The 13,713-nt window shown below is 72.0% G+C and carries 17 protein-coding genes; 13 read left to right on the forward strand and 4 right to left on the reverse strand.

All coding sequences use genetic code 11. From position 1 onward, the window contains the following. Positions 1–294, forward strand: a 294-nt coding sequence (locus tag ABWK99_RS06500; protein WP_372593889.1) for a 2,3-bisphosphoglycerate-dependent phosphoglycerate mutase, incomplete at its 5' end; no start/stop codon positions are given. A gap of 71 nt (positions 295–365) precedes the next feature. Here the strand turns inward: ABWK99_RS06500 and phoU are convergent. After that, complete coding sequence (gene phoU / locus ABWK99_RS06505; protein ID WP_372593890.1) at positions 366–1,022, reverse strand: phosphate signaling complex protein PhoU; 657 nt, start codon at positions 1,020–1,022, stop codon at positions 366–368. 140 nt (positions 1,023–1,162) lie between these two features. On the opposite strand from phoU, the gene ABWK99_RS06510 reads away from it, so the two are divergent. The 6 genes from ABWK99_RS06510 (at position 1,163) to pstB (ending at position 7,159) form a co-directional block, all read left to right on the forward strand. Beyond that, the gene (locus ABWK99_RS06510) at positions 1,163–2,335 is read left to right on the forward strand and encodes a sensor histidine kinase (RefSeq protein ID WP_372593891.1); all 1,173 of its coding nucleotides are present in this window, start codon (positions 1,163–1,165) and stop codon (positions 2,333–2,335) included. Then, on the forward strand, positions 2,332–3,018 hold the full coding sequence (locus ABWK99_RS06515) for a response regulator transcription factor (protein ID WP_372593892.1): 687 nt from the start codon (positions 2,332–2,334) through the stop codon (positions 3,016–3,018). Before ABWK99_RS06510 ends, ABWK99_RS06515 begins: the two co-directional genes overlap by 4 nt. 168 nt (positions 3,019–3,186) lie before the next feature. Then, positions 3,187–4,296, forward strand: a complete 1,110-nt coding sequence (gene pstS, locus ABWK99_RS06520) for a phosphate ABC transporter substrate-binding protein PstS (protein WP_372593893.1) — start codon at positions 3,187–3,189, stop codon at positions 4,294–4,296. A gap of 111 nt (positions 4,297–4,407) precedes the next feature. Continuing rightward, entirely contained in the window at positions 4,408–5,412 is a 1,005-nt protein-coding gene (gene pstC / locus ABWK99_RS06525; protein WP_372593894.1) for a phosphate ABC transporter permease subunit PstC, read from the forward strand. A 10-nt stretch (positions 5,413–5,422) separates the two neighbouring features. After that, positions 5,423–6,358 carry a phosphate ABC transporter permease PstA gene (pstA, locus tag ABWK99_RS06530; RefSeq protein ID WP_372593895.1) on the forward strand — a complete coding sequence of 312 codons (936 nt, stop codon included), beginning with the start codon at positions 5,423–5,425 and terminating at the stop codon, positions 6,356–6,358. 21 nt (positions 6,359–6,379) lie between these two features. Further along, positions 6,380–7,159, forward strand: coding sequence for a phosphate ABC transporter ATP-binding protein PstB (pstB, locus tag ABWK99_RS06535; protein ID WP_372593896.1), 780 nt, complete (start codon positions 6,380–6,382; stop codon positions 7,157–7,159). A gap of 12 nt (positions 7,160–7,171) precedes the next feature. Here the strand turns inward: pstB and ABWK99_RS06540 are convergent, their stop codons facing one another. Next, positions 7,172–7,648 carry a hypothetical protein gene (locus ABWK99_RS06540; protein WP_372593897.1) on the reverse strand — a complete coding sequence of 159 codons (477 nt, stop codon included), beginning with the start codon at positions 7,646–7,648 and terminating at the stop codon, positions 7,172–7,174. 165 nt (positions 7,649–7,813) lie between these two features. On the opposite strand from ABWK99_RS06540, the gene ABWK99_RS06545 reads away from it, so the two are divergent. From ABWK99_RS06545 to ispF, 3 genes are read left to right on the forward strand one after another with little or no spacing between them, the layout of a single operon-like run. Beyond that, positions 7,814–8,296 (forward strand): CarD family transcriptional regulator, encoded by a 483-nt coding sequence (locus ABWK99_RS06545; RefSeq protein WP_372593898.1) that lies wholly within the window; start codon positions 7,814–7,816, stop codon positions 8,294–8,296. A gap of 25 nt (positions 8,297–8,321) precedes the next feature. Further along, on the forward strand, positions 8,322–9,104 hold the full coding sequence (gene ispD, locus ABWK99_RS06550) for a 2-C-methyl-D-erythritol 4-phosphate cytidylyltransferase (protein ID WP_372593899.1): 783 nt from the start codon (positions 8,322–8,324) through the stop codon (positions 9,102–9,104). Beyond that, positions 9,101–9,598, forward strand: a complete 498-nt coding sequence (gene ispF / locus ABWK99_RS06555; protein ID WP_372593900.1) for a 2-C-methyl-D-erythritol 2,4-cyclodiphosphate synthase — start codon at positions 9,101–9,103, stop codon at positions 9,596–9,598. Before ispD ends, ispF begins: the two co-directional genes overlap by 4 nt. Positions 9,599–9,607: 9 nt before the next feature. Here ispF and ABWK99_RS06560 read toward each other — a convergent pair whose 3' ends face one another. Beyond that, the gene (locus ABWK99_RS06560; protein ID WP_372593901.1) at positions 9,608–10,540 is read right to left on the reverse strand and encodes a zinc-binding alcohol dehydrogenase family protein; all 933 of its coding nucleotides are present in this window, start codon (positions 10,538–10,540) and stop codon (positions 9,608–9,610) included. A gap of 126 nt (positions 10,541–10,666) precedes the next feature. Between ABWK99_RS06560 and cysS the strand changes: the two genes are divergently transcribed. The 3 genes from cysS to ABWK99_RS06575 are packed head-to-tail and all read left to right on the forward strand — an operon-like array spanning position 10,667 to position 13,360. After that, positions 10,667–12,094: a cysteine--tRNA ligase gene (gene cysS / locus ABWK99_RS06565; protein ID WP_372593902.1), complete on the forward strand. Its 1,428-nt coding sequence runs from the start codon at positions 10,667–10,669 to the stop codon at positions 12,092–12,094. Further along, positions 12,094–13,224 (forward strand): 23S rRNA (guanosine(2251)-2'-O)-methyltransferase RlmB, encoded by a 1,131-nt coding sequence (gene rlmB / locus ABWK99_RS06570; protein ID WP_372593903.1) that lies wholly within the window; start codon positions 12,094–12,096, stop codon positions 13,222–13,224. Before cysS ends, rlmB begins: the two co-directional genes overlap by 1 nt. Before the next feature lies 1 nt (position 13,225). Further along, entirely contained in the window at positions 13,226–13,360 is a 135-nt protein-coding gene (locus ABWK99_RS06575; RefSeq protein ID WP_372593904.1) for a hypothetical protein, read from the forward strand. 29 nt (positions 13,361–13,389) lie between these two features. Here the strand turns inward: ABWK99_RS06575 and ABWK99_RS06580 are convergent. Beyond that, the coding region (locus ABWK99_RS06580; protein ID WP_372593905.1) for a DUF4032 domain-containing protein at positions 13,390–13,713 on the reverse strand (324 nt) is incomplete at its 5' end.

The raw sequence follows: 13,713 nt of genomic DNA on the forward strand, positions 1-13,713 counted from the left end.
CTCAAGGACGTGCTCGAGCGCGCCCTTCCGTACTGGACCAGCGACATCGTGCCGGACCTCCAGGCCGGCAAGACCGTCCTGGTGGCCGCGCACGGCAACTCGATCCGCGCCATCGTGAAGTACCTCGACGACATCGACGACGAGACGATCGCCGGGATCAACATCCCCACCGGTATCCCGCTGAAGTACGAGCTCGACGAGGAGACCCTCAAGCCGCTCGTCAAGGGTGGGACCTACCTCGACCCGGCCGCAGCGGCCGAGGCCATCAAGGCCGTCGCGAACCAGGGGCGCTGACCCCGCACAGGACCTGAGCGCAAGGGCCCGTCACCGTGAGGTGACGGGCCCTTGCTCGTGCTCGGTGGCTCTCAGACTGCCTCGGCGTCGCCCAGCTCGCCGGTCACCAGGTAGATCACCCTGCTGGCGATGGCGACGGCGTGGTCGCCGAAGCGCTCGTAGTACCGGGCGGCGAGCGTGATGTCGACGGTCTGCTGCCCGGTCAGGGCCGCGCCGGCGGCTGTGGTGGCGTCGAAGGTCGCGTCGTGCAGGCGGTCGAGGACGTCGTCCTCTGCCTCGATCGTCCTGGCGAGCTCGACGTCCCTCATCTCGATCACGGTGGTGATCTTGCGAGAGATGCTCACGGCGGCCTCGGCCATCTGCGTGAAGGTCTCGGTCAGCGGCTCGGGGATCGCCGTCGCCGGGTAACGCAGCCGGGCGATGTCCGCGATGTGCTGGGCGAGGTCGCCCATCCGCTCCAGCGAGGCGCTGATGCGCAGGCCGGAGACGATGACGCGCAGGTCGCTGGCGACCGGCTGCTGCTGGGCGATGAGCAGGACGCAGCGCTCGTCGAGCTCACGCTCCTGCGCGTCGATGGTCAGGTCGTCGGCGATCACCGACTCCGCGAGCTCGAGGTCGGCGGTGAGCAGGGCTGTGCTCGCCGAGGAGATGGCTGTCTCGACCAACCTGCTCATGGCCGTCAGGTCCTCGCCGAGCGCGGTGAGCTCGGCGGTGAAGATGTCGCGCATGGTTCCCTCTCGTCCTGGACGTCTCACCGTGACACGGGGCGGTGAACGGGGCACCACCCTCAGGTGAACATTGGCCGACGGCAGGCCGGACGGGCCCGTCGCGGTCTCTGCTCGCCCTGGGGCAACCGTACGCTGACAGGGTGATCGAGGGACTGCAGGCGCTCGGCGTGGGCCTGCTCGGGATCGTGCTCGGCGTCGTGGCCGCAGCGATGTTCCGGGCGAGCGAGCGCAGCGCGGCGCGTACGCCCGAGGTGGACCGGCCGGAGCTCGACGAGCAGGTCGCCGCGGTGCTCGCCGTGCTGCCCTCCGCGACGGTCGTGCTGCGCCGGGACCACAGCGTGGTCCGTGCCGGGGCCTCGGCGCACGCCTTCGGGCTGGTGCGCGGCGATCTCGTCGCCCCGGCCGCGGTGACCGAGCTCGTCGACGCCGTCGTCAGGGACGGGGAGACCCGGGACGCGGATCTCGAGGTCCCGCGCGGTCCGTTCGGTGGGGGGACCCTCATGCTGCACGTGCGAGTGGCGGCGCTCGGCGACCGCCACGTGCTGCTCCTCGCGGACGACCGCACGGAGGCACGGCGCGTCGAGGCCACCCGTCGCGACTTCGCCGTCAACGTCTCGCACGAGCTCAAGACGCCGGTCGGCGCGCTCAGCCTCCTGGCAGAGACGGTCGAGGACGCCGCTGACGACCCGGAGACGGTCCGTCGCTTCGCCGGGCGCATGCAGACGGAGGCCGCGCGGCTGTCCGCCCTCGTGCAGGAGATCATCGAGCTGTCGCGGCTCCAGGTCCCGGACCCGCTCGGCGTCGCGAGCCCGGTCGACGTCGACCGCGTGGTCCAGGAGGCGGTGGATCGTGCGCGCACCCCTGCTGCGGCGAAGGGCATCGAGATCGAGGTCGGCAGGGAGTCGGGCGCCACGGTGTGGGGTGACCACGACCTGCTCGTGACCGCGATCCGCAACCTCCTCGACAACGCGGTGGCCTACTCGGACTCGCGTACCCGGGTCGCCGTCGGGACGGCGCTGAAGGCCGCGGCGGGGATCGTCGAGATCGCGGTGGTCGACCACGGGATCGGTATCCCCGTCGACGAGCAGCCGCGGCTCTTCGAGCGCTTCTACCGGGTCGACCCGGCACGGTCCCGCGAGACGGGCGGAACCGGCCTGGGCCTGAGCATCGTCAAGCACGTCGCTGCGGATCACGGTGGCGAGGTCACCGTGTGGTCGCAGCCGGGCAAGGGGTCGACGTTCACCCTGCGCCTGCCCGTCATCAGGACCCCGCTCTCCGCGGGGCCCACCCCGAGCGAAGGAGTGGCTCGATGACCCGCATCCTCGTGGTCGAGGACGAGGAGTCCTACCGCGACCCTCTGGCCTACCTCCTGCGCAAGGAGGGTTTCGACGTGGTCGTGGCGGCGACCGGGCCGGCGGCGATCGAGGAGTTCGACGCGGCAGGGCCCGATCTCGTGCTGCTCGACCTCATGCTGCCGGGGATGAGCGGGACCGAGGTGTGCCGCGCCATCCGGACGCGTGGCGCCGTGCCGGTGATCATGCTCACGGCGAAGGACGGCGAGATCGACAAGGTCGTCGGCCTCGAGATCGGCGCCGACGACTACGTGACGAAGCCGTACTCCTCGCGCGAGCTCCTCGCCAGGATCCGTGCGGTCCTGCGCCGCACGGGGGAGACCCTGAGCGCCGACGACGCCGCCATCGAGGTGGGTGGTCTGCGCCTCGACCCCGAGCGGCACACGGTCGAGGTCGACGGCGTCACGACGGCCTTCCCGCTCAAGGAGTTCGAGCTCCTCGAGGTGCTGATGCGCAACGCGGGCCGGGTCCTGACCCGCGGTCAGCTCATCGACCGGGTCTGGGGCTCGGACTACGTCGGTGACACCAAGACGCTCGACGTCCACGTCAAGCGGATCCGGTCCAAGATCGAGGAGGACCCGGCGAACCCGGTCCGCCTGCAGACGGTGCGAGGGCTCGGGTACAAGGTGGCGGACGAGGGCTGACCGGCGCGGGAGGCCGATGCGCTGACGCGCCGTGCCCCGCACAGCGAACCGTCCCCGGCTGTTCACCCTGCGTTCACCCGGGGTCGTCCTTCGAGTCACCCGCGGCTCCTACCGTCGGGTCGTGGCCGCGGCATCCCGCCCGGCCGACGAACGACAGGACGGACGACAGTGAAGCTCACCCGACACAGCCGGCTCGCAGCGACCGCCACGATGGGCGCGCTCGCGCTGACCCTCGCAGCGTGCGGCTCGGACAACGCGACCGGCGACGCTGCGACCGACGGAGGGGCGACGGGCTCCCTCAGCGGCGAGCTCAACGGCGCCGGTTCGAGCGCGCAGGAGTCCGCCATGAGCGCATGGCGCGCCGGCTTCCAGGCCTCCTACCCCGACGTCACCGTCAACTACGACCCCGTCGGCTCGGGCGGTGGGCGCACGCAGTTCCTCGACGGATCGGTCGCCTTCGGCGGTTCGGACGCCGCCCTCGGGGAGGACGAGCTCGCGCAGGCCACCGAGCGTTGCTTCGGCAGTGCCGCGATGGACCTGCCGATCTACATCTCGCCGATCGCCGTGGTGTTCAACCTCCCGGGCATCTCCGAGCTCAACCTCTCCGCCGAGACGATCGCGATGATCTTCGACGGCGCGATCACCAGCTGGGACGACCCGGCCATCGCCGCCGACAACGCCGGTGTCGAGCTGCCCGCCCTGGCGATCACGCCGGTGCACCGTTCCGACGAGTCGGGGACGACGAAGAACTTCACCGACTACCTCAACCAGGCGGCGAACGGCGCGTGGGCCTATGACGCCAGCGGCGACTGGCCGGTCTCGGGCGGCGAGTCCGCTCAGGGCACCTCCGGTGTCGTCCAGGCCGTCCAGTCGGGCGAGGGTGCCATCACCTACGCCGATGCCTCGAAGGCGGGCGACCTCGGTACGGTCTCGGTCAAGGTCGGCGACACCTTCACCGCCCCCACGGAGGAGGCCGCCGCCACGGCGCTCGACGTCTCGCAGCGCGACGAGACCCGTGGCGAGAACGACATCGTCATCGACATCGACCGGACGACGACCGAGGCCGGCGCCTACCCGCTCATCCTCGTCTCGTACCTGATCGCCTGCGAGCAGTACGACTCGCAGACCGACGTCGACAACGTCAAGGCCTTCCTCACCTACGTCGCCAGCGCCGAGGGCCAGGCGGCGTCGGAGAGCGCAGCAGGTTCCGCGCCGATCTCCGACGCGCTGCGCGCAGAGGTCCAGGCCGGGATCGACTCGATCTCGCTCGCGTCCTGACCGTAGGCTCGCTCTGAGCTCGTCGGTGTGGCCTCGGCGCTTGCCGGGGCCACACCGTCGGTGCTTGGCTCACCACACGCCGCGCACCGGACACCCACCCACGGGAGAAGCGTGACCTCCACCTCACCGGTCCTCGACCAGGACCCGGCCGTCCCCCCGGCCACGACCCCTCGGCGACGCAGCCCCTCGAAGGAGCGCGGCGCGAGCAGGGTCTTCCACGGGCTGGCCGTCGCCGCAGGCGTCTTCATCCTCGCCGTGCTCGCCGCCGTCGCGATCTTCCTCGTCGTGCGGGCGATGCCAGCCCTCACGGCCGACCCGGCCGTCCTCGGTGAGCAGATCAGCTGGTTCCCCAAGGACAGCTCGCTGCTGGCCTTCGTCGGCCCGCTCGTCTTCGGCTCGCTGCTCGCGGCGGCGCTCGCGCTGCTCCTCGCCACCCCCGTGGCGATCGGGATCGCGCTGTTCATCTCGCACTACGCGCCCCGGCGGCTGGCGAACGGCCTCGGCTACGTCGTCGACCTCCTGGCCGCGATCCCCTCGGTCGTGTACGGGCTCTGGGGCGGGCTCGTGCTGGCCCCCGCGGTGCTCCCGGTGTGGGAGTTCCTGGGGGCGCGTCTGGGCTGGATCCCGTTCTTCTCCGGCACGGTCTCGCCCACCGGGCGCGTCATGCTCACGGTCGGCGTGGTCCTCGCGGTGATGATCCTGCCGATCGTCACCGCGGTGTGCCGCGAGGTCTTCCTGCAGACCCCGCGGCTGCACGAGGAGGCGGCTCTCGCCCTGGGCGCCACCCGCTGGGAGATGATCCGGACCGCCGTCCTTCCCTTCGCCCGCTCGGGGATCGTGTCAGCGGCGATGCTCGGCCTCGGCCGCGCCCTCGGCGAGACGATGGCCGTCCTGATGATCCTCTCGCCCGGCTTCCTGTACTCGTTCCGCCTGCTCGTCGCCGGCGAGCAGCAGACGATCGCCGCGAACATCGCCGCGCAGTTCCCCGAGGCCGATCCCGACGGCGTCGCCGTCCTGATCGCGACGGGCCTCGCGCTGTTCGTCATCACCCTGGCCGTGAACATGGCCGCCCGCGCGATCGTCGCGCGGCGCAAGGACTTCTCGGGAGCGAACTGACGTGGCCACCGTGACCGACGTTCCGTTCGGCACCCTGCTCAGGCAGACCGACGCCCGCCGACGACGCACCGACCTGCTGATGCGCGTGCTGATCATCGGCGCCTTCCTGCTCGCCATGGTGCCGCTGGTCTCCGTGATCTGGACCGTGCTCGCCAACGGCCTCGGACGCTTCGACCTCTACTTCCTCAGCGTCTCGATGCGCGGCGTGTTCGGGGGCATGGACGCCGGCGGGATCTATCACGCCATCGTCGGCACCGTCGAGATCACCCTGTTCGCCGCGCTGATCTCCGTCCCGCTCGGCCTCATGACGGCGATCTACCTGGTCGAGTACGGCACCGGGCTGCTCGCCCGGATGGTCACCTTCTTCGTCGACGTCATGACCGGCATCCCCTCGATCGTCGCCGGTCTGTTCGCCTACGCGTTCTTCGCCGTGTTCTTCGGCAACGGGGTGCGCATGGGTGTCGTCGGCTCGGTCGCCCTGTCGGTGCTCATGACGCCCGTCGTGATCCGCTCGAGCGAGGAGATGCTCAAGCTCGTCCCGAACGAGCTCCGCGAGGCCTCCTACGCCCTCGGCGTCCCGAAGTGGCTGACGATCGTCAAGGTGGTGCTGCGCACCTCGGTCGCGGGTCTGGTGACCGGTGTGATGCTCGCGGTCGCGCGCGTGATCGGTGAGACGGCCCCGCTGCTCATCACCGTCGGCGTGGTCGACTCGATCAACTTCAACCTCTTCGACGGGCGCATGATGACCCTGCCGGTGTACGTCTACCGGCAGTTCAGCCAGGGCCTCGTGCCGTGCAGCAGCTCGAGCACCGACGTCTGCATCGCCGACATCAACTTCCAGCGGGCGTGGGCAGCGGCGCTGACCCTGATCCTCATCGTCATGCTGCTCAACCTTCTGGCGCGTCTCGTCAGTCGGCTGTTCGCCCCCAAGACCGCCAACCACTGATCGACGACGGGAACTTCTCCGATGGCCCAGCGCATCGAGGTCAAGGACCTCAACATCTTCTACGGCTCCTTCCGGGCCGTGGCGGACGTCAGCATGCACATCGCCCCTCGCTCCGTGACGGCCCTCATCGGCCCGTCCGGCTGCGGGAAGTCGACGTTCCTGCGCACGTTGAACCGGATGCACGAGGTGATCCCCGGCGCGCGTGTCGAGGGGACGGTCGAGGTCGACGGCACGGACCTCTACGGGGCCGATGTCGACCCGGTCGCGGTGCGCCGCCAGGTGGGCATGGTGTTCCAGCGCCCGAACCCCTTCCCGACGATGTCCATCGCGGAGAACGTGCTCGCGGGGGTCCGGCTCAACAACCGCAGGATCTCCAAGACGGACGCGGCGGACCTCGTCGAGCAGTCGCTGACCCACGCCAACCTGTGGACCGAGGTCAAGGACCGTCTCGACCGTCCGGGGTCGTCCCTCTCCGGCGGCCAGCAGCAGCGGCTGTGCATCGCCCGGGCGATCGCGGTCAAGCCCCAGGTGCTCCTGATGGACGAGCCCTGCTCGGCGCTCGACCCGATCTCCACGCTCGCGATCGAGGACCTCATCGCCGAGCTCAAGGACGACTACACGATCGTCATCGTCACGCACAACATGCAGCAGGCCGCGCGCGTCTCGGAGAAGACCGCCTTCTTCAACGTCGAGGGAACCGGCAAGCCGGGACGCCTCATCGAGATGGACGACACCCGCACGATGTTCTCCTCGCCCTCGCAGAAGGCGACCGAGGACTACATCTCCGGTCGCTTCGGCTGACCGGCGGGACGGTCAGGGCTGGGGGACGAGCGCGGCGTACTGCTCGAGCGTGCCGTCGAGCACCGGGGCCATGACGGTCGCGGAGCCGTCGGCGTCCGAGGTCATCACGACCTCGACGAGGGCACCGGGCGGGGACGGGACGGTCGCGAGGTCCACGGCGGCGTCGTCGGGGCCGAGGAGGACCGTCTCGCCGGCGGGGACCGCGAGGGTCGTCAGCTCGCCCGAGAGCCCGATCTCCAGCCGGACGTCGGCGCCGGCGGTGTTGGTCACCGAACCGAGCACCGTGCCGGGTGCACCTTGCTCCGCGCTGAGCACCAGGAGGTTCCCGAACTGGAGGCCGCCGAGGGTGATGTCGACCCCGTCGGAGGCCGCGTAGGCCTGGTTCGTGGTCACCGGGTTGGTCGCCGAGCAGCCGGTCAGGCTCAACGCAGCGGCCGCCAGGAGGAGCGCTGCGGCACGCGCGGGGGCGGGCCGGCGGAGGGCAGGCATGGTCACAAAGGTCTCCCGGGTCGCGACGGGCGGTGGGCGCCAGCCTAGTGTCTGAGGGGCTGCTGAGCGCCCTCGGGCCGCTGACCAGGGCAAACGGGCGAAACCCCTGGTCAGGGCAGGGGGTGCGCGTGTTAGACTGGCACCCGCGAAAGGGGACACCTCCACATGACTTTCACCGTCGGCGAGACAGTGGTCTACCCGCACCACGGCGCAGCACTGATCGAGGAGATCAAGACCCGGACGATCAGGGGCGAGGCCAAGCTCTACCTCAAGCTCAAGGTCGCCCACGGAGACCTGACCATCGAGGTCCCGGCGGAGAACGTCGACCTCGTCGGCGTCCGCGATGTCGTCGGGGCCGAAGGCCTCGAGCGCGTCTTCGACGTGCTGCGTGCGCCGTACACCGAGGAGCCGACCAACTGGTCGCGCCGGTACAAGGCGAACCTCGAGAAGCTCCAGTCCGGCGACGTCATCAAGGTGGCAGAGGTCGTGCGCGACCTGTCCCGCCGTGATGCCGACCGCGGCTTGTCCGCCGGCGAGAAGCGCATGCTGGCCAAGGCCCGTCAGATCCTCGTCTCGGAGCTCGCCCTGGCCGAGCACACCGAGGAGGACAAGGCCGAGGCCATCCTCGACGAGGTCCTGGCGTCCTGACGCCGGCGAGCTGACGGGCACTGCCGTGCGCGTCGTCGCGATCCTCACCTCCGCGGGCAGCGGCACGCGCCTGGGTGCGGTCGGCCCGAAGGCGCTCGTGCCCCTGGCCGGGGTACCGCTCGTCGTGCGGGCGGCGCGCGCCCTCGTGGCCTGCGGCCGCCTCTCCCGGCTGGTGGTCACCGCCGGGGCCGAGCACGTCGAGGCGATGCGTGCGGCGCTCGCCACGGCCGATCCGCCCGTGGACGCCGTGGTGGTCCTCGGCGGCGCCACCCGGCAGGCCTCGGTGGCCGCGGGGCTCGAGCTGCTCCTGCAGGAGGGTTCCGGGCCGACCGTCGTCCTCGTGCACGACGCCGCCCGTCCGCTCGTCCCCACCGCCGTCGTGCAGCGCGTGATCGATGCCGTGGAGTCCGGGCACGAGGCCGTGGTCCCGGGGCTCCCGGTGACCGACACGGTCAAGCTCGTCGACCTCCCGCCGGCGGACGCGACCGTGCAGGACGACGGCGCCAGGCGCGTCCTGGGCACCCCTGACCGCCGGGCCCTGCGCGCGGTGCAGACCCCGCAGGGCTTCACGCTCGACGTCCTCGGCAGGGCGCACCGTGCCGGTGCGGCCCGGGCGGGCGACGAGCGGACGGCCGCCACCGACGACGCCGCGCTGGCCGAGGCGATCGGGGTCGACGTCTGGGTCGTGGCCGGGCACGAGGACGCCCTCAAGATCACCACGCCACGGGACCTGGTCCTCGCCGAGCTGCTGCTCGCCGGTGCCGGTGCCCCCTCGTCCGCAGACACTGCCGTGGGGTCCGCACGGTGACGCACGGGGCGCGTTGGCCGCGCACCGGGGTCGGGGTGGACGTGCACGCCTTCGCGGCCCCCGACAGCGGTCGCGAGATGTGGCTCGCCGGGCTCTCCTGGCCGGGCGAGGTCGGCCTCGACGGGCACTCGGACGCGGATGTGGCAGCCCATGCCGCGGCGGACGCGCTCTTCTCGGCGAGCGGGCTCGGCGACCTCGGGTCCAACTTCGGCACCGCGGAGCCCGAGTGGGCCGGGGCGAGCGGCACGAGCCTGCTGGCCGAGGCGGCCCGGCGCGTGCGCGCCGCTGGTTTCGAGATCGGCAACGTCGCGGTCCAGGTGATCGGCCTGCGCCCGCGCCTCGGACCGAGGCGTGCCGAGGCGGCCGAGGCCCTCTCCGCGGCCTGCGGTGCGCCGGTCTCGGTCACGGCGACGACGACCGACGGGCTCGGGCTGACCGGGCGCGGCGAGGGCGTCGCCGCCATCGCGACGGCCCTGGTCGTCCCGGTCGGCTGACTGGCGGAGTCAGGGCAGCAGGACGATCTTCCCGGCGACCCGGCCCTCGAGCCCTGCCGTGTGGGCCTTGGCCGCGTCCTCCAGCCGGTACGTGGCACCGATGCGCAGGTCGAGACGCCCGGCCTCCCACAGGTCCAGGAGCCGCTGGCGGGCCGCGAGCCGCACCTCGGTCCCGGGATCGGCATGGGGGCCGTTCCCGAGGAGCTGCACCCCGAGCTGGGCTCCGCGAGCGAAACCGGCGATCGTCGCGATCCGGGCGCGGCGCTCGACGAGTGCCGCCGAGCTGTTCAGCGCCTCGTCCGTGCCCGAGGTGTCGATGGCGGCGGTGACCGTCGGCGCGACGGCGCGCACGCGTTCGGTCAGCCCGGGGCCGTAGGCGACGGGGGTGGCCTTGAGGTCCGTGAGGTAGCCGTGGTTCGAGGGCGCGGCGGTGCCGACCACCCGCGCGCCCCGGGCGTGCGCGAGCTGCACCACCATCGCCCCGACGCCGCCGGCGGCGCCGTGCACGAGCACGGTGTCCCCGGCACCGACCCCGGTCGCGGCGATCGTGTGGGCGGCCGTGGCCCCGACGACCATGATGCCGGCCGCCTTCTCCCAGCTCATCGCCTTCGGCTTGACGAGGACGGAGGTGACGGGGACGACGACGCGCTGGGCATAGGCGCCGGTGATCGGCTGGGCGATGACCTCGTCACCGAGATCGAACTCCTGGACCCCCGGGCCCACGCCGATGACGGTCCCTGAGGCCTCCAGCCCCAGCCGGATCGGCAGGCGGGCCGGATCGGTGCCCCATGCTCCCGAGTACATCTTCCAGTCCGCGGGGTTCACCCCGGCCGCGTGGACCTCGATCAGGACCTCACCGGGGCCGGGGGCCCCGGGGTCCACGTCGATCGCCCGCAGGACCTCTGGTCCGCCGTATGCCGTCGCCACCATTGCTCGGCTCATGGTTCGATCATCGACCCCACGGGCGGTCCGGTCCAGAGGGGGAGGGAGCCCCCGCACGACACGGGACATCTGGTCTCGATCCATGGGACGGGAGCCTCGGGGCGCGCACGCCGGTACCCTGTCGCGGTGAGCCTTGACCTCTTCGACACCGCGACGCGCGAGCAGCGTGCGTTCGCACCGCTGCGCCCGGGGCACGTCGGTGTGTACGTCTGCGGCTCGACGGTCCAGGGCTCGCCGCACATCGGCCACCTGCGCACGGATGTCGCCTTCGACGTCCTGGTGCGCTGGCTGCGCCGATCGGGCTTCGAGGTCACCCTCGTGCGCAACGTCACCGACATCGACGACAAGATCCTCGCCAAGGCAGCGGAGGCGGGCGTTCCGTGGTGGGCGTGGGCACTGAAGCACGAGCGCGAGTTCACCGCGGCGCGCGAGGCCCTCGGGCTCGTCCCCGCCGACTACGAGCCGCGGGCCACCGGTCACGTGACCGAGATGGTCGAGCTCATGACGGAGCTCGTCGAGTCGGGTCATGCCTACTCCTCGGGTGAGGGCGACGTCTGGTTCGACGTCCGCTCGTACCCCGAGTACGGCAGCCTCACCAACCAGCGCCCCGAGGACCTCGGCCTGTCGCCGGAGGACGGGAGCGGCAAGCGCGACCCGCGTGACTTCGCTCTCTGGAAGGCGGCCAAGCCGGGCGAGCCCGAGACGGCGGCCTGGCCCACCCCCTACGGTCGCGGTCGCCCTGGCTGGCACCTGGAGTGCTCCGCGATGGCCCAGCGCTACCTCGGGGACACCTTCGACATCCACGGCGGCGGGCTCGATCTGCGCTTCCCGCACCACGAGAACGAGCAGGCCCAGTCCCGTGCGGCGGGACACGGCTTCGCCCAGCGCTGGATGCACAGCGCGTGGGTGACGCAGGGCGGGACGAAGATGAGCAAGTCGCTCGGCAACTCCCTGCTGGTGGACAGCCTGCTCCGCCGGACCGCTCCCGTCGTGCTGCGCTACGCGCTCATCGCCGTGCACTACCGCTCGATGCTCGAGTGGACTCCCGAGACGGTCGCCGAGGCCGAGGTGACCTGGGGCCGGCTCGCCGGATTCGTCGAGCGCGCAGGTGAGCAGGTCGCCGTGGATGCCGCGGAGATCGCCGCCGCCGCTCTCCCCGAGGCGTTCGTGGCCGCGATGGACGACGACCTCAACGTGCCGGCAGCGCTCGCCGTCGTGCACGAGCACCTCCACGTCGGCAACACCGCCCTGGCCGACGGCGACCTGACGGACCTGCGCGATTCCCTGGTCCTCGTCCGCGCGATGCTCGACTCGCTCGGGCTGGATCCGGTCGCCTGGCGCGACCAGGGCACCGACACCCGGGTCGAGGCCGCGCTGGACGCCCTCGTGCGGGCAACCCTCGACGACCGCGCGCGGGCCCGTGCCGCGCGTGACTGGGCGACCGCCGACGCGGTCCGGGACCGCCTCGCGGCGGCCGGGCTGATCGTCGAGGACTCGCCGACCGGCGCCCGCTGGTCACTGGCAGCACCCATGCGCACGGACGAGGAGAACTGATGGCAGGCAACTCCCAGCGGCGCGGGGCCACCCGCAAGCCGGGGTCGAAGAAGGGCGCCAGCGTCGGCTCCGGTGGCCGGAACCGACGCGGGCTGGAGGGCAAGGGCCCGACCCCCAAGGCCGAGGACCGTACGTACCACGTCGCGCACAAGCGCAAGGCCGAGGCCGAGGCCGGGCGGACCGCTACCGGCGGTCCACGCGTCGCCGGGAGCCGTACGGCCGACGCCGGCACCGGCCGTCCGGCGGGCCCGCGCGGCACCGGGCGTGGCGCGACCGACCGTTCGGGTGGACGCGGTGCGCCGGAGCGCTCCGGCGGACGTCCGGCTCGCCAGACGAGCCGCGAGCAGCGCCCTGCCTCGGCGGGGCGGACCCGCTCCGGGAAGACCCTCGCCGAGGTCGTCGCGGGCCGCAACGCGGTCGTCGAGGCGCTGCGTGCGGGCATCCCGTGCGGCGGAGTCTGGATCGCGCACCGGACCGACTCCGACGAGCGTCTCAAGGAGATCCTCAAGTACGTCGGCGAGCGGGGGCTGCCGCTGCTGGAGGTCACCAAGCCCGAGCTCGATCGGCTGACGGACGGTGTCGTCCACCAGGGCGTCGCGATCCAGGTCCCGCCCTACGAGTACGCCGACCTGGAGGGGATCCTCCACCAGGCGCGGCGCACCGGGAAGCCGGCGCTGATCGTCGCCCTCGACGGCATCACCGACCCGCGCAACCTCGGGGCGGTGCTCCGCTCGGCCGGCGCCTTCGGCGTGCACGGTGTCGTCGTGCCGGAACGGCGCGCTGCAGGGGTCACGGCCTCGGCGTGGAAGGTCTCCGCCGGGGCAGCCGCGCGCGTCCCCGTGGCTCAGGTCACGAACCTCGTGCGGGCGCTCACCGAGCTGCGCGAGGCGGGGTGCACGATCGTCGGGCTCGACGGCGAGGGCACGATGCCGATCGGTGACCTCTCGGTCGCGACGGAGCCCGTGGTGCTCGTCGTCGGCTCGGAGGGCAAGGGACTGGGCCGCCTCGTGCGCCAGACCTGCGACCTGATCGCCGCGATCCCGATCCGCAGCGAGGTCGAGTCGCTCAACGCAGGTGTCGCCGCCGGCATCAGCCTCTACGAGGTCTCGCGGATCCGCAGCGCGGGTTGAGATGCGGGCAGCCGTCAGCCCTGCCGCACGCCCCGGTGGCGTGCGGCAGGCGGTCGGCCCGGCACTCCTGACCGGCCTGCTCGACCACCTCGGCCCGCAGGACCTGCGCGCGCCGGAGGACAGCGTCCCGAGGTGAGGACCGGGCCGGCGGGAGCGGCCCCGCCGTCAGACCTCGCTGATCCGGGGCAGGACTCCCGTGTCGACCTCGAGCACAGCGCGCTCGTCCGGCCGGCCGGCGAGCACCTTGTCGACGTAGCTCGCCACCGCCTCCGGCATGGGCACGTCTCGGCCCTGCTCCGAGGAGATGTACCAGCGGTGGTCGAGGATCTCGTGGAACATCTGCGCGGGCTCGAGCTTTCCGCGCATCTCGCGCGGCACCGAGCGAACGGTCGTCTCGAAGACCTCGTTGAGCCAGTCGTGCGCGACGAACTCCTCGTCGTCGCCCTGGCGCTCCATGCTCGCGCGATAGGTGTCGAGGTCGTTGAGGAG

Origin of the sequence: Actinotalea sp. (assembly GCF_041597215.1) — a bacterium.
GTDB lineage: Bacteria > Actinomycetota > Actinomycetes > Actinomycetales > Cellulomonadaceae > Actinotalea.

Coding starts and splice junctions, on each gene's coding strand:
- ABWK99_RS06540 (WP_372593897.1), bottom strand. CDS start 7,648: ATGCCTGCCCTCCGCCGGCCCGCCCCCGCGCGTGCCGCAGCGCTCCTC.
- ABWK99_RS06575 (WP_372593904.1), top strand. CDS start 13,226: ATGCGGGCAGCCGTCAGCCCTGCCGCACGCCCCGGTGGCGTGCGGCAG.
- pstB (WP_372593896.1), top strand. CDS start 6,380: ATGGCCCAGCGCATCGAGGTCAAGGACCTCAACATCTTCTACGGCTCC.
- ABWK99_RS06560 (WP_372593901.1), bottom strand. CDS start 10,540: ATGAGCCGAGCAATGGTGGCGACGGCATACGGCGGACCAGAGGTCCTG.
- phoU (WP_372593890.1), bottom strand. CDS start 1,022: ATGCGCGACATCTTCACCGCCGAGCTCACCGCGCTCGGCGAGGACCTG.
- ABWK99_RS06515 (WP_372593892.1), top strand. CDS start 2,332: ATGACCCGCATCCTCGTGGTCGAGGACGAGGAGTCCTACCGCGACCCT.
- rlmB (WP_372593903.1), top strand. CDS start 12,094: ATGGCAGGCAACTCCCAGCGGCGCGGGGCCACCCGCAAGCCGGGGTCG.
- ABWK99_RS06545 (WP_372593898.1), top strand. CDS start 7,814: ATGACTTTCACCGTCGGCGAGACAGTGGTCTACCCGCACCACGGCGCA.